General features: G+C 67.1%; 13 protein-coding genes, 3 tRNA genes and 1 pseudogene. 13 read left to right on the top strand and 4 right to left on the bottom strand.

Annotation, left to right across the window (positions count from 1 at the left end):
- Nucleotides 1–49: 49 nt before the first annotated feature.
- The gene (locus tag ACT535_RS20070) at nucleotides 50–826 is read right to left on the bottom strand and encodes a substrate-binding periplasmic protein (protein WP_476365771.1); all 777 of its coding nucleotides are present in this window, start codon (nucleotides 824–826) and stop codon (nucleotides 50–52) included.
- Between the two features lie 257 nt (nucleotides 827–1,083).
- Between ACT535_RS20070 and ACT535_RS20065 the strand changes: the two genes are divergently transcribed.
- The 6 genes from ACT535_RS20065 to ACT535_RS20040 all read left to right on the top strand — a co-directional run bounded on the left by ACT535_RS20065 (nucleotide 1,084) and on the right by ACT535_RS20040 (nucleotide 8,319).
- A complete protein-coding gene (locus tag ACT535_RS20065) occupies nucleotides 1,084–1,920 on the top strand; it encodes a helix-turn-helix transcriptional regulator (protein ID WP_476365770.1) in 837 nt (278 codons plus the stop codon).
- A gap of 299 nt (nucleotides 1,921–2,219) precedes the next feature.
- Entirely contained in the window at nucleotides 2,220–4,991 is a 2,772-nt protein-coding gene (locus tag ACT535_RS20060; RefSeq protein ID WP_476365769.1) for a xanthine dehydrogenase family protein molybdopterin-binding subunit, read from the top strand.
- Nucleotides 4,992–5,004: 13 nt separating this feature from the next.
- Complete coding sequence (locus ACT535_RS20055) at nucleotides 5,005–5,520, top strand: (2Fe-2S)-binding protein (protein ID WP_476365768.1); 516 nt, start codon at nucleotides 5,005–5,007, stop codon at nucleotides 5,518–5,520.
- Nucleotides 5,521–5,530: 10 nt separating this feature from the next.
- Nucleotides 5,531–6,142 (top strand): Isoquinoline 1-oxidoreductase subunit, encoded by a 612-nt coding sequence (locus ACT535_RS20050; protein WP_476365767.1) that lies wholly within the window; start codon nucleotides 5,531–5,533, stop codon nucleotides 6,140–6,142.
- 58 nt (nucleotides 6,143–6,200) lie between these two features.
- A complete protein-coding gene (locus tag ACT535_RS20045) occupies nucleotides 6,201–7,298 on the top strand; it encodes a hypothetical protein (protein WP_476365766.1) in 1,098 nt (365 codons plus the stop codon).
- Nucleotides 7,299–7,356: 58 nt separating this feature from the next.
- Complete coding sequence (locus ACT535_RS20040; RefSeq protein ID WP_476365765.1) at nucleotides 7,357–8,319, top strand: polysaccharide deacetylase family protein; 963 nt, start codon at nucleotides 7,357–7,359, stop codon at nucleotides 8,317–8,319.
- Between the two features lie 12 nt (nucleotides 8,320–8,331).
- On the opposite strand, the gene ACT535_RS20035 is transcribed toward ACT535_RS20040, so the two are convergent.
- Complete coding sequence (locus ACT535_RS20035) at nucleotides 8,332–9,348, bottom strand: helix-turn-helix domain-containing protein (protein WP_476365764.1); 1,017 nt, start codon at nucleotides 9,346–9,348, stop codon at nucleotides 8,332–8,334.
- Nucleotides 9,349–9,468: 120 nt separating this feature from the next.
- On the opposite strand from ACT535_RS20035, the gene ACT535_RS20030 reads away from it, so the two are divergent.
- Together ACT535_RS20030 and ACT535_RS20025 are read left to right on the top strand one after the other, a co-directional pair.
- A complete protein-coding gene (locus ACT535_RS20030; protein WP_476365763.1) occupies nucleotides 9,469–10,899 on the top strand; it encodes a DUF1254 domain-containing protein in 1,431 nt (476 codons plus the stop codon).
- A 159-nt stretch (nucleotides 10,900–11,058) separates the two neighbouring features.
- Nucleotides 11,059–11,658 (top strand): hypothetical protein, encoded by a 600-nt coding sequence (locus ACT535_RS20025; protein ID WP_476365762.1) that lies wholly within the window; start codon nucleotides 11,059–11,061, stop codon nucleotides 11,656–11,658.
- 280 nt (nucleotides 11,659–11,938) lie between these two features.
- On the opposite strand, the gene ACT535_RS20020 is transcribed toward ACT535_RS20025, so the two are convergent.
- Nucleotides 11,939–12,012 (bottom strand) — tRNA-Gly (locus tag ACT535_RS20020).
- 133 nt (nucleotides 12,013–12,145) lie between these two features.
- Nucleotides 12,146–12,230: transfer RNA gene (locus ACT535_RS20015), tRNA-Tyr, on the bottom strand.
- Nucleotides 12,231–12,530: 300 nt separating this feature from the next.
- Here ACT535_RS20015 and rlmB point away from each other — a divergent pair.
- The 5 genes and pseudogenes from rlmB to ACT535_RS19990 all read left to right on the top strand — a co-directional run bounded on the left by rlmB (nucleotide 12,531) and on the right by ACT535_RS19990 (nucleotide 16,525).
- The gene (gene rlmB / locus ACT535_RS20010; protein WP_476365761.1) at nucleotides 12,531–13,388 is read left to right on the top strand and encodes a 23S rRNA (guanosine(2251)-2'-O)-methyltransferase RlmB; all 858 of its coding nucleotides are present in this window, start codon (nucleotides 12,531–12,533) and stop codon (nucleotides 13,386–13,388) included.
- 327 nt (nucleotides 13,389–13,715) lie between these two features.
- Nucleotides 13,716–15,383, top strand: a complete 1,668-nt coding sequence (locus ACT535_RS20005; RefSeq protein WP_476365760.1) for an MFS transporter — start codon at nucleotides 13,716–13,718, stop codon at nucleotides 15,381–15,383.
- 126 nt (nucleotides 15,384–15,509) lie between these two features.
- Nucleotides 15,510–15,584: transfer RNA gene (locus ACT535_RS20000), tRNA-Thr, on the top strand.
- 162 nt (nucleotides 15,585–15,746) lie between these two features.
- Nucleotides 15,747–15,950 (top strand): annotated as a pseudogene (locus ACT535_RS19995) (Arm DNA-binding domain-containing protein); the annotation flags it as partial.
- Nucleotides 15,857–16,525: a tyrosine-type recombinase/integrase gene (locus ACT535_RS19990; RefSeq protein ID WP_476365759.1), complete on the top strand. Its 669-nt coding sequence runs from the start codon at nucleotides 15,857–15,859 to the stop codon at nucleotides 16,523–16,525. The pseudogene ACT535_RS19995 and the gene ACT535_RS19990, both read left to right, overlap by 94 nt.
- Nucleotides 16,526–16,864: the final 339 nt, after the last annotated feature.

The raw sequence follows: 16,864 nt of genomic DNA, 5'->3' as shown, positions 1-16,864 counted from the left end.
CGCACGCGCGTAGGCGGGTCCGGCAAGGCCGAGGTGCGCCTCCCTCCCCCTATCCGCCTTCGCCGAGACAAGCCTCAGAGCCTCGGCCGGCGCCATAAGGCGTCGCGGCGATGAACGCGTTCAGCGCGTCCGCAACGCCCGTCGATTTCGCGCGGATGATGAAGGAGAATGGCTCGTTCCGCACCTTTCCGTCCGGCGTCATCATGCAGTGCGGCCATACCGGGACGAGGCCCATCTTCTGCGACAGGTACTGAACTGTGCCGAGCCCCGAGCCGAAGGCGAACGGGCCTTCTCCTTCCCCAGCGTCACGGACCCGCCGGGCATTTTCCACATCGTCCGAGGTGCCGATGATGGTCACGTTGGCGATTTGATCGTGCGCGATGCGGCTGCGGGCGTCGACATCGGCCGTCGAGCCGGCGATGACCATGATGGTCCGGCCCTCCAAATCGGCCGCGCGCGCCAGCTTCCCGGCGTCGGCCTTGCGCACGCCGAAGGCGCGCAGCACGAAATAATAGTGATCGGACCACACGCCTGCCGCGCCCGTCTCCTGCCGGCGCGTAGCGAGGTCGGCGATGCCCGAGGCGGCGATGTCGCAGGCGTCGGCGCCGGGGCGTGTCCACAGCCCGTCGAAATCCGCCACCTCCACCGGCTGGAACCGCAGCCCCTGTTTCGCGGCGAAGGCCTTCAGATAGTCAACGTCCCATCCCTCCCAGACGCCGGCGTCGGACTTGCCGACGAAGGGCGGGAAGGTGGCGAACATGCAGACCGAGAGCGTGCCGGGCGCAAGCGTTTCGACCGGCGCGGCTCCGAGCGGCGGCACGGCCATAGCCGCCAGAATCATCCCGGCCGCGAAACCGACGGCCCCACGTCGAACTGCCCGCACGCACGTCTCCCCAAAGCTGTGCCGGGACAATAGTCGAGCCGGTCGAACGCGCAATGCGGCGGTATCGACAGTCGCAAGAGATCGCCGCCACGGTGGCGCCTTGCCCCCACGTCCGCGAACCGTCACAGTGCGACGGTCTTTGCTGACCTCAAGGAAATGCAGGGGCCCACCGCCAGCACGGGTGCGACATGAGCCCTGACATGTCCCCTCTATCCAATTCTCCTCTTTCCTGCGCGCCGGACGACCTGCTGTCCGCGTCCGACGTGCGCGATATTGTGAGGCTGCTGGGCGATGTCATCGTCTCGCGCGCGGACTTCTCCTGCGTGAAGCGGCAACTCATCGACGGCATCTCGACGCTGGTGGGCGCCGACGCATGGACCTGGAGCCTGGGCTGCTTCGCGGAGCCGGGCGCGCAGCCGGTCTATCTGGGAATGGCCCATGGCGGCTTCGACGAGGCGCGCTATGGCCGCCTCCTGCTCGCAGCCGCCCATCCGGACATGGCCTGGACGTCGGCGAAACTGCTCGGCGAGATGCGCGCGTGCAACGCCCATGTCACGCGGACGCGCCAGCAGATCGTGGAGGAAGCCACCTTCGTGGCATCGGGCGTCGGCAACCACCTGGCTGACGCGGACATCGGCCCCTTCATCTTCTCGCTGCGGCCCATCGACGAACGCGCCGTGAGCACCATCTCGCTCTTCCGGCGCCGGGATGCTGCCCCGTTCACCGAGCGGGAGGCGCGGATCGCCCACATCCTCCTCAGCGAGCTGCCCTGGCTGCACGAGCAGGGATGGCCGAGCGACCGTGGCGCCAGCGTGCCGCGCCTCTCCCCCCGGCTGCGGCTGGTGCTCAACCTCCTGCTCGACGGCCGCACGCGCAAGGAAATCGCCGTCGGCCTCAACCTGTCCGAATACACCGTCGCGCAATACCAGAGGGCGGTCTATCGCCACTTCGGCGTCCGCTCGCACGCCACCTTGCTGCGGCGGTTCCAGATGGGCGATGGCGGCGACCGCCGGCCACCCGCGCAGGAAGCGGGCTGACGACCGCAGTTCCTGCCCCATCCCTCAAATGAGGGAATAGGAAGAGGTCCGGCGTGTTTGGTATGCAGGGATTCAAGCTTCAGCGTCGGCGAGCCGCCGGCGCGGAGCGCAGACCGCTTCGCGCACCAGCACGTGCCCCCAGCGGGATCACGCAGCCTTGCACGTTCAATCCAAATTGAACGCCTGTTTTTATAGTTACATCATACCGTCATCGTCGAATTATCATTATTTATGCAGCGTAGCAGCAGCGATAAATCGCTGATACGTTGCTTATTTACTTGTCCCGGGGAAGAAAAGACATGCGTCCATCGCGGCGTGAGTTCGTGACCTGGGTGGCCGCCAGCGGGATCACGCTGGCCATGATCCGCATCGGTACGGGGCGGGCCGCGGGCTTCAACGCAAGCCAGACGCTCCCCGGCACGCTCGCGTCCCGCCTCTCCGGCTCCGCGGCCGGGCGCATCGACGCCTTCGCCAAGGTGACGGGCGCCAAGCTCTACGCATCGGATTTCCGCGCGGCGGACATGGAGGGCTGGCCGGCGACGACCGCCCATGCCCTGTTGCTGCGTGCCGCCGACGCCACCCATGTCTTCACGGGGCTCGACCTCTCCGCTCTGGAGACGGGCGCCCGGCCGACGCAGATCGTGACGGCGCAGGATCTGGAGCGCGCCGGGGTCCGCGTGCCGCCCTTCTATGCCGGCGACCTGCTCTGCCCGGCGGGCAAGACGCCGCTCTATCTCGGCCAGCCGCTGGCGCTGCTCTTGTTCGAGAGCTTCGATGCCTATGATCGGGCGCGGGCGATCCTGCGCGAGAAGGATCCCGCCCGCTTGGGCACCGAGACCGGCCCCGTGGCGCAACCGAACTACGCGGCCCTGCGCTTTACCCGTGTGGCCGGGGACACGCCCGGCGCGCCGGATGTCTATTCGCCGCTGATCGAGGGCTGGATCAGCCCCGGTGTCTTCGAGCCCGGCGGCCGGCCCATCTGGCGCCCGCTGCCCACCGAGGACGGCGGGCAGTACAAGAAGGGCGCCATCCACGGCGAGGCCATCCGTGCCTTCATCGCCGCCGGCAGGCCGGGCATGCTGGTGCTGGACCAGCGCTTCCGCACTCAGTCCGTGGACCCCATGTTCCTCGAGCCGGAAGGCGGCCTCGCCTGGTACGATCCGCAGGCGAAGGCGCTCAGGCTGGTGATCGGCGTCCAGTCACCGCTGGAGGCGAACGAGGAGCTGGCCCACCTTCTGGGGGAGGCGACCACGGGGTTCCGCCCCGAGCGGATCGAGAGCCATTTCGCCCATTTGGGTGGCGGGTTCGGCGGCCGTGACCATACTCCGTTCCCGCTCTACGTGGCGCTGGCCGCCTTGTTCCTTCCGGGACGGCCCATCCGCCTCGCCCATGACCGGTTCCAGCAGTTCCAGGGCGGCATCAAGCGCCACGCCTTCGACATGCACACGCAGGTGGCCTTCGACCGCGCGACCGGGCGGATGCAGGCGTTTGCAGCCGACCACGTTCTCGATGGTGGCGGCCTCGCCAATTACTCGGCGAGCGTGGCCGCCGTTTCGGCCACCTCCGCCATTGGCATCTACGACATTCCGAAGGTGGATGTGACCACCCTCGCCGAACACACCCGCGGCGTCACGGCCGGGTCCATGCGCGGCTACGGTGTGCTCCAGACCACCACCGCGCTTGAGACGCTGGTGGACGAGGCGGCACAAGCGCTGTCGATGGACCCGATCGCCCTGCGGCGGCGAAACCTGCTGAAGGCCGGCGATCTCACTATGACCGGCAATCCGTGGACCGTCTCGATCCGCACGCCGGAGATCCTCGACAAGCTCGAAGGCCATGCCCTGTGGCGGGGCCGTGATTCCGCGCGGAAGGCGGCACCGGGCGGAACGCTGGTCGGCACCGGCGTCGCGGTCTGCGCGAAGGACTACGGGACCGGGGCGGACTGCTCCCTCGGCCGGGTGGAGATCGATCCGCAGGGGCGCATCCACATCTATTGCGACGCGGTGGAGATGGGAAACGGCGTCGGCACGGCGGTGGCGAACCGCGTGGCGGGGCTGCTGGGGCGGCGGGCGGACGCGGTCTCCGTCGCCCGCATCGATGCGTTCGATGAACTCGGGCTCGTGACCTCCGGCGATCCCTACACCATCTCGCAGAAAGAGCAGGATGAGGCCGCCCGCAATCCGCGCTGGGTTCCGGCCATCAGTTCGGCCACCAGCGCCTCCATCGGCGCCCATGTGGGCACCCAGGCGGCGGCCGAGGCGGCGCGCCTCATCTTTCGCTTCGGCCTGTGGCCAGCAGCGCTCAGCCTGTGGGGCATCGGCCAGGACGATCCGCGCCGCTTCCTCTGGCAGGAAGCGTTCTGGTTCGACGGCGCGCTCATCCTGTCCGGCCTGCCGCCGCTGAAGCAGGAGAAGGTGGCCGCCCGTGCCCACGAGATGGGTGGCCTCACCGGCGCCATGGCCCACGCCTTTTCCCGCTGGGCATGGGCACAGGCGGCTTTTCCGCTGGACGGGTTCGACTGGGTGGTCGACCTTGATGCTTTGGCGGTGCGGCGCGGCGGTGGCGCATTCAAGGTGCTGGACCGCAGCTTCATCGCCTTCCCGCCGGCGAGCTACAACCGCATCGGCACCTCCTTCACATCGAGCTGCGGCACGCTGGTCAAGGTCGAGATCCAGAAGGCGACCGGCGCCGTGCGGGTGTCGCAGGCCTATAGCGTGCTGGAATGCGGCGAGGTGCTCACGCCTGAGGTGGTGGTCGGCCAGGCGCAGGGCGGCTTCGCCATGGGCCTCGGCTACGCCTTGCTCGAAACCCTGCCGCCGTTCGAGGACGGACCCGGCAATGGCCGCTGGAACCTCGGCGACTATGTGGTCGCCCGCGGCTCCGATCTGCCCCTCCGCGCGCTGGAGGTGGAAGTCTTGCCACGCGTTGCGCCGAACGAGCCGCCCAAGGGCATGGCTGAGGTGGTCATGATCCCGGTGGTGCCCGCCATCCTCAACGCCATCCACGATGCCACCGGCCATCGTTTCCGTGCCTTGCCCGTCACGCCGGACGATGTCCGGCGTGTTCTGTGAAGGGAGACGCCCGTTGCCCCCGGTCTCGCTCACCATCAACGGTCGCAGCCACGGACCCGTCGAAGTCCGCGAGGGCCTGAGCATGAACGACTTCCTGCGGGAAGTGCTGGGCATGACCGGCACCAAGTTCGGCTGCGGCGCCGCCCAGTGCCTCAGTTGCGCGGTCATCGTGGATCATGCCGACGGCACCAGCTCCACCACCCCCACCTGCATCGCGCCCGCCACCGACTTCGACAAGCTTGCCATCCGCACAGTGGAAGGCCACGCGAAGAATGGCGAGCTGACGCCCCTGCAGAAGAGCTTCGTCGCCCATTTCGCCTTCCAGTGCGGCTATTGCACCCCCGGCTTCCTCAACGAGGGGCAGGTGTTGCTGGAGCGGCTGGAACGGGCACCGATCCCCCGGGCTGATCTGGAGCGCACCATCGCCGAGGCCCTCGACGGCCATCTGTGCCGCTGCTCCGGCTACGTCAAATACCACCAGGCGGTGCGCGATGTCGTGCTCGCCGACCCCAAACGCTTCCTGACCTGAGGGGCTTGCGATGCTGGACAGCCGCCTCGCAATGACCCTGCCCGCGGCGGCCCTCGCCGGGCTGCTGGCGGCGGCCGGGATCGCGGTATCGGCCCCTGCCGAAACGCTCGCGCCCCCGGAAGCCTTCGCCGCCATCGCCGACCCGGCACAGCGCTCGGCGGCCTATTTCAGCGAGTTGAGCAAGGTGCTCACCCACCCGCGCTGCACCAATTGCCACCCCGCCACCGATCGGCCACGGCAGGGGAATGCCGCGCGCCTTCACCAGCCGCCGGTGACACGCGGCGCCGACGGGTTCGGCACCGCGAGCCTGCGATGCGGCATCTGCCATCGCGGCGAGAATTACGCACCGGCCGGCGTCCCCGGCCATCCCGAATGGCATCTCGCGCCCGCCGAAATGGCCTGGGAGGGCAAGAGCCCGGCGGAAATCTGCAACCAGATCAAGGACCCGCGCCGCAACGGCGGCCGGTCTCTCGCCGATCTCATCGCGCATATCGGCGACGACACGCTGGTCGGCTGGGCCTGGCATCCGGGCGGCACGCGGACACCAGCGCCGGGATCGCAACAAGAGGCGAAAGCCCTGGTCAAGGCGTGGGTCGAGAGCGGCGCCGCCTGCCCCGAATGATCTGCCCCGGACGGTCTGCCAAAGCGGCCCGCGCAAAGAGCATATGGAGGAGGAAACGATGAAATACCTTCCAGTCGGATTGGCCGTGGCGGCCGCGCTCGCCGCAATGCCGCTGCCCGGCGCCCTCGCGGCCGAGCCACCGGCCTATCTCAAGCCCATTGCCGGACCGCCGCAGCCACCCTCCGCCCAGGATCTTGCCACCCGCAACGTCCTCCAGCTCAACACCACCATGTTCTCGCTCTACGAGAACGCTGGCGCCGCCTTCCGCCGCAACATCCTCGCCAACCATCCGGTCATCCTGGCGCTTTTCTCGGGCGCAGGCGGGCGCATGATCCTCTACCGGCCCGGCCAGCCGCCGCTGGAGGCGCCGTCCGTGCCGAAGGCCTATCAGGTGATGAAATCGCTCGGCCACAGCGCCATGGCCATTTCCGAGGTCGTGCTGCCCTACGTGGACACGCCGGCCGACACCTCCTGGGTCGCGCCCATGCGGGCCTATCTGAGCGAGATGAAGAGCGCGCTGGAGACGATCGGCGCGGCGGAGATGCCCGATGCCTGGCGCGCCAATTCCCGCGCCATCCTCGAGAACAACATCGCCTTCATGGAGGACAGCCTCGCCAAGGGTGTCGTCACCCTCGATGCCGTGCAGGCCTATGCCAAGACGCAGGCGCCGGTCCTGCGCAACGCCATCGCCTGGGCGGCCCAAACGCAGGTGAAGCACTGGATGGGCGTGCTGGACGGCTGGAAGAAGGAGCTGGGCGGCAGCTTCGATCAGGCCTTCGGCGCCAGCAATACCATCTACGTGGCGCGCCAGAACAACGTGCTCTACAGCGTGCTCGCGCAATATTTCGGCGAGAAGGCCATCAACGACCGCCTGTTCCTGATCGAGACCGTCTCCTTCACCACCACGCCGGAGGACATGCTCACCGCCGTCGTGCGCATCATCTCCGACCGCTCGGTGGGTGGGCTGTTCTTCAACAACGACCGGCTGATGGACTACGAACTGATGGGGGGCGACGCCCGCAAGGCCATTATCGCGGAGATGAAGGCGCGCGGACAGGAGCCGTTCCTGCCGCCGCAGGTTCCGTTCGGCTCGAAGCAGTGGCCGGCGCTGATCTCCGGTGGTTCGGGCGCCGCGTCCCTCGACGATCTCCATTGAACGGCGCCCCGGGCACGGAATGCCCGTGCCCGGGACCATGCACAGAGGCAGGTGGGACATGCGCGCACCGATCTTCGCCTTTCTCCTCGCCGCCGTCGCGGCGCTCACACCCGCCCGCGGGTCGGCGGGCGAGGCGGGAGGCACGGACTGGATCACCGGCCTGCCACGGCAGGACATTCCCGTCGCCGCGTGGCCCGGTGGCAGGAAGGTCGCCGTGTTGTTCGTCCTTTACGTGGAGACGTGGGGGCACGGACAGGGCCCGAACTTCCGCCCGGACATGACCGGCCGCACGCCGGATCTGGTGGATGAGGGCTTTCGGCAATATGCGATCAATTTCGGCCTGCCCCGCACCGGCCGGCTATTCAAGGAGATGGGCGTCCCCCTGAGCCTCGCGCTCAACGCCCAGTTCCCGAAAGCTCAGCCGCAGGTGTGGTCGACACTTCGGGCGCTTGTTCCATCTGCGCCGATCATCGCCCACGGGTTGAACAATTCCACCGATCTTCTGCCCCTGTCTGAGGGGCCTGCGGCGCAGCGGGCCTATATCCGCAAGACGCTCGACATGATCGAGGCGGACACGGGCGTGCGCTCCACCGGCTGGTCGAGCCCGAGCGTCTATCCCGATGCCGAAACCTTCCAGGCCACCGCCGCCGAAGGCATCCGCTACACCCTCGACGGCATGGATTCCGACGTGCTGGCGCGGCTCGACACGAAGCCCGCCCCGCTGGTGCTGGTGCCCTACCCGCCGAGCGTGGTGGACATGGGCCAGTATCTCTCGCGCTTCAAGGAAGCCGACGACCTCGCGCGGCTCTGGATCGATTACGTGCGCGAGCTGGCGCGCGAGGCGAAGGCCGAGCCGGCCCGGCCGGCGACCGTGGTCGCCATCGGCATCCACCCCTTCGTCGTCGGCACGCCGGCCGGTGCTGCGGCGCTGCGGCGGGTGCTGGAGGCGCTCAAGGCCGAAGACCAGGTCTGGCTGGCCGACACGGACGCCCTGATGCGGGCCGCGGGCCAGCCCTTCTGAGCCGCCCTCCCCTCAGACGGCAGCCCGGCTCGTCAATCCGGTGCGCCACTGGGTCGGTGTCATCCCAGCCCAGCGACCGAAGGCACGCACGAAATTGCTGTGCGCGGAGAAGGACAGGGCGAGCGCGATGTCGCCCACCGGCAGGTCGGTCAGCGCGAGCAACTCCTGCGCGGCGCGGAAACGCACCTCGGCGCGGATGGCGACGAAGGATGATCCCGTCTCCCGCAGGCGCCGGTTCAGCGTGCGGGGATGGAGGTCCAAGCGCCGCGCCACGGCCTCAAGGGAAAAGGCGTCCTGCATCAGAAGCGGCTTCATCTGATGCAGCAGCGTCGCCGCCGAATCCGCCGTATCGATGTGCATCATGGAGGCGAGCTGCGCCAGGAAAGCCTCGTAGCGGGCGGCGTCGGCGCCGGGATTGGGGAGCCGGAGGTCGGCGCGGGGAAAGACCACGCACGACTGGTACTGATCGAAGCGCACGCGTGCGCCGAGAAGGGTCTCGAAGAGGCTCGGGTCGGCCGGCGCGCGATGGCAGAGCAGCACTTCGACGATGCGCCCCCGGCTTCCGGTCAGCGCCCGGACGATGTTGACGCCACAGCCCATCGCATAGCCATAGGCCTGACGCGCGCCGGGATCATGCCGGGCGTAGATGCCGTAGCCGAGCACAACGTCCTCTCCCAGCGGATAGAAATAGACAGAAGCGCCGCGCGACAGGCCGATCTGGACTTGAACATAACTGCGCAGCGCGTCGCCCAGCGTCGGGCTCGCATCCATCAGCCGCCCGATCCGGCCCAAGGAAAGATGGTCGTAGCGCGTCCCGAGCAAAAGGCCGAAGTGCTCAAGCCCGGTCACGCGCGCACAATTGGCGAGGAACTGCAGGCCTTCGCTGTAAGGAATGAGGGTATCCGGCTCCAGCTCTTCCGCATTGAAGGACAGACCGGTGCAGGTATCCTGGGGATCGGCGCCAAGTTCGCGCAGTAGGTCCGCCGCGCCCGATAGCCCCCCAACCCTCTGCATCGGCACATGCGTCATGCCATCACCTGATTGTGTGCTGTCGCGAAAAGATAAACGTCACGCTTTCGCTTCGTATAGCGTCCGGCCGCGCCGCGCGAGGGGTGATTTGCGACGGCTGTTCGACACGGGGGATTCGCCATGACGGTTTCGAGGCGTTCAGTTTCTTTGGGCCTTGGCGTTCTCGGCGCTGGCGCCGCCTTGGGGCCTGCCGCAGCCGAGGGCTTGGTCCACGAATTGACTGCAGACGTCGAAGATCTGCGTGCCGCATCGGAAGCCTATATCTACGGTTACCCGCTGGTGACCATGGAAATTACGCGCCGGGTCATGACGAATATCGCCGCGCCGGAGGGCACCCGAGCCCCCATGGGGCAGCTGGTGCGCATGCGGTCCTATCCCGATGCGAGCTTTCGCGACGTCACCGCCCCCAACGCCGATACCCTCTACACCACCGCCTGGCTCGACGTGGGCAAGGAGCCGTGGATCGTCAGCATCCCCGACATGAAGGGACGCTACTTCCTCTTCCCCATGCTCGACGGCTGGACCGACGTGTTCCAGGTGCCCGGCACGCGCACCACCGGCACCGGCGCGCAGACCTATGCCATCACCGGCCCGGGCTGGAAGGGCACGCTGCCGGCCGGCGTCGTCCAGTACAAGTCGCCGACGTCCATCGTCTGGCTGCTCGGCCGCATCTACTGCACCGGCACGCCCGAGGATTACGCGGCGGTGCATGCGCTTCAGGACGCCTGCAAGATCTATCCCCTCAGCGCCTGGGGCAAGGACTACACGCCGCCGGCTGGTACAGTGAACCCGGCCATCGACATGAAGACGGCGGTGCGCGACCAGGTGAACGGCCTGAGCGGCGTTGAATATTTCAAGCTGCTGGCGGACCTGCTCAAGACCAACCCGCCCGCCGCCGCCGACGCGCCCATCCTGCCTCGGCTCGCCGCCATCGGCATCGTGCCCGGCAAGGATTTCGATCCCAAGGCGGCCGACCCCGCGGTGCTCAACCGGGTGCCGAAGTTCAGCTTCGACCGCATCATGCTGCACTTCGTGACTGGGCCCGAAATCAAGAACGTGAACGGCTGGCGCTTCACCACCGCCACCGGTATCTATGGCACGGACTACATCCAGCGCGCCCTCATCGCCGCCATCGGCCTCGGCGCCAACCGGCCGGAGGACGCAGTCTATCCGACCTCCCTGAAGTCGGGCGGCGGCCTGCTGGCGCGCAAGTATGACGGCTCGAAGACGTATGTCATGCACTTCCCCAAGGGACAGTTGCCGCCCGTCAAGGGTTTCTGGTCACTGACCATGTATGACGAGAACTACTTCTTCGTCGCCAATCCGCTCAACCGCTATTCGATCAGCGCTCGGCAGAATCTCAAGACGAATGCCGACGGCTCGGTCGATCTCTACATCCAGCACGACTCGCCCGGCGCGGACAAGGAATCCAACTGGCTTCCGGCGCCCTCCGGCGCGTTTGTCCTCATGCTGCGCATGTATTGGCCGAACCCGAAAAAGCCTTCGATCCTCGACGGAAGCTGGAAAATTCCCGCCGTCACGGCGTCCTGATGTCGCCGCCGCATCAAGCGGCAGCGGTCAAACGCAAGCGATGCGCGAGGACGACCGGTGGCCGCAGCGTCACCTGTCGTCTCGCGCGCATCATTGAGCAATCGTGAGCAGTTCCCATCGGCCCCGGCTGGGTGCCGGATCTACCAGAAGGAAGACGATATGACGTTTCGCACCCTGAAGCTGGCCATCGTTGCCGCCAGCCTCGCCGCCCTGCCGGCCACCGCCCAGACGCCCGACGGGCCGAAGCCCGAGGCGATTGACGTCGTGACCTTGCCGGGCCTCGGCAGCGCCACCATTCTCTCCTACAAGGTCCGCTTCGTCTCAGCCGACCCCGCGACCCGCAATGTCGTGCTCGAGACCCCGGCCGGCAAGCGCTGGGCCGTCGTCGCCCCGCCGCTGGTCGGCGACCTGCGCGCCTTCCGCAATGGTCAGAGCCTGCTGATCCGCAAGCTGCCCGGCGTGGTCACGGCCATCGCCAAGGCCGGCAAGGAGCAGCCCGCGGTGATCAACGAAGTCGTGGTCAATGACGGCCTGCCGGGCCTGCCCGAGGGCTTCGGCCTGCGCGAGGTGACCATCGTCGCGCCCGTCGTCGCCACCGATCCGGCCGCCGGCACCGTGAGCTTCCCGGGCCCCGACGGCTACCTGCGCACCCTGAAGGCCGCCAACGGCAAGGTCCTCAGCGACCTCCAGACGCTGCAGCAGGGCACCAATGCGAAGTTCACCTTCGTGGAAGGCCTCGCGATCAACGCGCTGCAGTGATCGTCCGCGATCGTTTGACCGATTGAGACCTCGACCTCGGTGGGGTGTGCGATGACGGCCCCCGGCCGGAGCGCAGCGAGGCGAGGTCTCAGGCCGTCAGGGGCTCCGAACGCCCCTGACGGCCGCTTTCGTTTTGGAGCCCGCGCATGGCCCGGCGCTCACTGGCGAACTGCGCTCGCCAGGCGAATCACGCATCCATCGGTCACAGCCCCCGGCAACGGGAAGGCCGCGGCCGCTGTGGTGCGAACCGGAAGTCTGCAGGCGCATTCGGAAAGAAGGCTGGAGCGGGTGAAGGGAATCGAACCCTCGTATTCAGCTTGGAAGGCTGCTGCTCTACCATTGAGCTACACCCGCATTCCGGCTGGCTTACCATGCCGGTCCATAGGGCGGAAGAGGTGGCGGGTGGCCGGCGCGGCCGGCCCCGTCCTGCTTCCGCGGACCGGCTGACACCGGCCCCGCGCCCTTTCGAGCGCATTGCGACGACGGGTGGTGGAGGGGGTTGGATTTGAACCAACGTAGGCAGAGCCAACGGATTTACAGTCCGTCCCCTTTAACCACTCGGGCACCCCTCCATGACGACGCCCGTCATCGCGGACCTTCATGCCAGAGCAGGAAGGCTTCGAGCCGGACTGGTGATGCAGGAAAGCCCCAGCGGCCCAAGGTGACGCAGAGCGCAAGCTCAAATCGCCATCCGAGGCCGGGTTTATGTGAAAACGCCGTGCCGAAGTCAACCGGAAATCGCCCCACCATGCGCCGCAATCCGCGCACCTGTGGACGGCTTGGCCGTGCGTGCTGCAACATGGCGCACCGAAACGCCTCTGCGAACCCCGTCGCCCCTTGCGCCCGGCTGCGGGGTCTGACAAAGCCACGGCATGTCTGATCGTCCGCCCCGCGAACCGCGCCGCCCCGGCGCCCGCCCGCCCTTCGCCGGCCGCGGCGGCCCGCGCCCCTCCGGCGCGCCCTTTCCCCCGCGCAAGGGCAAGGGCGGCGGCAAGCCGCCACCGTGGGCCGGCGCCGATGACGTCGCCCTGCTCTATGGCTGGCACACGGTCGCCGAGGCCATCGGCAATCCCAAGCGGCGTTTCCGCAAGCTGATGGCGACGGAAAACGCGATCAACCGTCTGACCGAGGAGGGACTCGTGCCCCCGGTCACGCCCGAGGTGGTGCGCCCCGGCGACATCGACAAGCTGCTGGGGCCGGACGCCGTGCATCAGGGCCTCCTCGCGGAGGTCGATCACCTGCGCTCGCCGCCCCTGAAGGACCTCGCGCAGAGCGAACTGCTCCTGGTGCTCGACCAGATCACCGACCCCCACAATGTCGGCGCCATCGTGCGCTCGGCGGCGGCCTTCGGGGTCAGCGCCATCGTCACCACCGCCCGCCACAGCCCGGCCGCCACCGGCGTGCTGGCGAAGAGCGCCTCGGGCGGGCTGGAGCATGTGCCGTTCTGCCTCGTACAGAATCTCTCCCGGGCCCTCACCGAGCTGAAGGACAACGGCATGCTGGTGGTCGGCCTCGACAGCGAGGGGCCGGCGGACATCGAGGATACGCGGTTGCGGGCCCCCCTCGCCCTGGTTCTGGGTGCCGAGGGCAAGGGCCTGCGCCAGCTCACCCGCGAAACGTGCGACGTGCTCGCCCGCATCGACCTGCCCGGCGCGATCAAGAGCCTCAACGTCTCGAACGCGGCCGCCCTGGCGCTCGGCATCGCCCGCCGCGCGATGAAGAGAAGCTGAAGCGGGGCGGGCCGTCGGCGGTGCTGCGATGCTGCGGCGCACGCATTTTTCGCCCTGCACCTAAGACCAATGACCAATCGTAAGGCGGCCACACCTTCGCCATGATACCGCTCGGCGCGCCGTGCGCGCCCAGCCCTGCGGGATATCCGCGCGCCAACAATGACGCGGAACCCAGAGGGTCTACCGGAGGAACGCCCTGAGAACCGTCGCACACCCGCGTGCGCACGGCGCTGTGGGCTGGCGCCGAAAAGACCCTCTCTCGCAGGACCTGTTGGGTCCGACATCCGCCGGCGGCGGAGCCCCGAAGCGATGGGAGGGAGTGGTTCCATGAGCGTGACAACAGCGGGGGCGGCAGCAAAGCCTCGTCCCATGAGCCGGGAGGAGAAGAAGGTTATCTTCGCCTCGTCCCTCGGCACCGTGTTCGAGTGGTACGACTTCTATCTGTACGGCTCGCTGGCCGCGATCATCGGCGCGCAGTTCTTTTCGGCCTATCCGCCGGCCACCCGAGACATCTTCGCCCTGCTGGCCTTCGCCGCCGGCTTCCTGGTGCGCCCCTTCGGCGCCATCGTGTTCGGCCGCATCGGCGATCTCGTCGGGCGCAAGTACACCTTCCTCGTCACCATCCTCATCATGGGCCTGTCGACCTTCATCGTCGGCATCCTGCCCAACGCGGCGTCCATCGGCATCGCCGCTCCGATCATCCTGATCGGCCTGCGCCTGCTGCAGGGCCTTGCGCTCGGCGGTGAGTATGGCGGCGCCGCAACCTACGTGGCGGAGCACGCCCCGCATGGCCGCCGCGGCTTCTACACCTCGTGGATCCAGACCACGGCGACCCTCGGCCTGTTCCTGTCGCTGATCGTGATCCTGTTCACCCGCACCATCGTGGGCGAGCAGAATTTCGCGGCCTGGGGCTGGCGCGTGCCGTTCCTCGTCTCCATCGCGCTGCTCGGCGTCTCGGTCTGGATTCGTCTCCAGCTCTCCGAATCGCCGACCTTCCAGAAGATGAAGGAGGAGGGCACCACCTCGAAGGCGCCGCTCTCGGAGGCCTTCGGCCAGTGGGGCAACCTCAAGGTCGTGCTGATCGCGCTGTTCGGCCTCGTCGCCGGCCAGGGCGTGGTCTGGTACACGGGCCAGTTCTATGCCCTGTTCTTCCTGCAATCGATCCTCAAGGTCGACGGCTACACCTCGAACCTGCTGATCGCGTGGTCGCTGGTGTTCGGCACGATGTTCTTCGTGTTCTTCGGCTGGCTGTCCGACAAGATCGGCCGCAAGCCGATCATCCTCGCCGGCTGCCTCATCGCAGCAGCGAGCTATTTCCCGCTGTTCAACATGATCACCACCTACGCGAACCCGGCGCTGGAAAAGGCGATCCAGAACATCCGGGTCACGGTGGTGTCCGATCCGGCGAACTGCGGAAGCCTGTTCAACCCGGTGGGAACCCGCATCTACACCCAGCCCTGCGACCTTGCCCGCGACTTCCTCGCGAAGTCCTCGGTGAAGTACTCGACCGAGGCCGGGCCCGCCGGCTCTCCGGTGCAGCTGAAGATCAACGATACGGTCGTGCCCTACTCGCCGGATTTCAACAAGACGGCCCTCGCGGCGCTCCAGACGGCGGGCTACCCGTCGGCGGCGACCAACAAGGACGTGGTGAAGATGGCGCATCCGTTCGACATCTTCCGCCCGCAGGTGGCGGCGGTGATCGGGCTGCTGTTCATCCTCGTGCTGTTCGTGACCATGGTGTACGGCCCGATCGCGGCAGCTCTGGTGGAGCTGTTCCCGGCCCGGATCCGCTACACCTCCATGTCGCTGCCCTACCATATCGGCAACGGCTGGTTCGGCGGCCTGCTGCCGGCCACCGCCTTCGCCATGGTGGCCGCCACCGGCGACATCTATTACGGCCTCTGGTATCCGATCGTGATCGCGCTGATGACCTTCGTCCTGGGCCTTCTGTTCGTGCCCGAGACCAAGGATCGCAATATCGATCACTGGCACTGAGGACACGCGCGGCCCGCCGCGCGTCGCTCACCGATCGAACGGCTCCGCCCCCGGGCGGGGCCGTTTTCATTTCTCCCGGCCTCCGGCTTGTTCAGCCATCGAGGCGCTGGTAGATCATGGGCCGGAGCCGGGTTAGCACAGCGGTAGTGCAGCGGTTTTGTAAACCGAAGGTCGGGGGTTCGATCCCCTCACCCGGCACCATTTCCCCCTTCGCCGACATTGATCGACATAAAGAAAATGGCGCCAATACAGGATTTTCAGCGGGATCGGCGTTAGTGGGCGTAAGCCTACAGGTGTTGGCATTCAGTGGATTTGTTGGCATGATTGTTGGCATCGTCAGGTGCCAACAATCATGCCAACAATATGGCGCTTTCTGATGTCGCCGTTCGTTCCGCCAAGCCCCAGCCGCATCCCGTGAAGTTGTCTGACGGAGGCGGCCTCCACCTGCTGGTCACCCCCACGGGCGGCCGTCTTTGGCGCCTGGCTTACCGATTCGAAGGGAAACAGAAGCAGCTCGCGCTCGGCGCCTATCCGGCAGTTGGCCTCGCCGACGCCCGAAAGGCACGGGACGCGGCAAAGGCGGCTTTGGCGGGGGCGTCGATCCAGCCGCGAAGGCAAAGGCGGAGAAAGCTGCGCGTCAGACGGCGGCAGCGAACACGTTCAATCTCATCGCCGACGAGCTTCTGGAAAAGCTGGCTCAGGAAAACCGGTCCGCCACAACGCTGGACAAGGTCGCCTGGCTGTTGGGATTCGCCAGGGAGGAACTTGGAAATCGCCCAATCTCAGAGATCACCGCGGCGGAGGTGCTCTCGGTGTTGAAAAAGATGGAGGCCCGGGGCCGCCATGAAAGTGCCGGTCGGCTACGATCAACCATTGGACGCGTTTTCCGATATGCGGCTGCGACAGCTCGCACGGATCAAGATCCAACCCTCGCCTTGAAAGGGTCTCTCGTCACCCCGACGGTCGTGCATCGTCCGGCAGTGACCGACCCGAAAGCTTTTGGCGCGCTGCTTCGGGCCATTGCCGGCTTCGACGGGCAACCCACGACAAGAGCTGCGCTGCAGCACATGCCGATCCTCTTTCCGAGGCCTGGCGAACTCGGGATGGCGGAATGGAGCGAGTTCGACCTCGAAAAGGCCTAATGGACCATTCCGGCGGCGCGCATGAAGATGCGACGTCCGCATCGGAGCCCCCTGCCCCGACAGGCAGTATCGATCCTCAAGCGGCTGCACCAGATCACAGGACAGGGAAGGCTCGCCTTCCCCTCGATCCGCACCGTGCTCCGCCCGATCAGCGAAAACACGATGAACGCGGCCCTGCGACGGCTAGGCTAACCTACGTCGCCGTGGATCAAACGTCGTTCTATGTCGAGACCGGGAACTTGGTCCAATATCGGTCGTCTCGGCAAGCGGTACGCACGCATTGCGGCACCTGTGGCAGCCCATTGACTTTCACATTCGATTCGGACCCCGGAACCATCT

Source organism: Xanthobacter sp. DMC12 (genome assembly GCF_056314105.1).
Note: the sequence above shows the minus strand (reverse complement) of the source record. Positions and strands in the feature narration are given on the sequence as shown.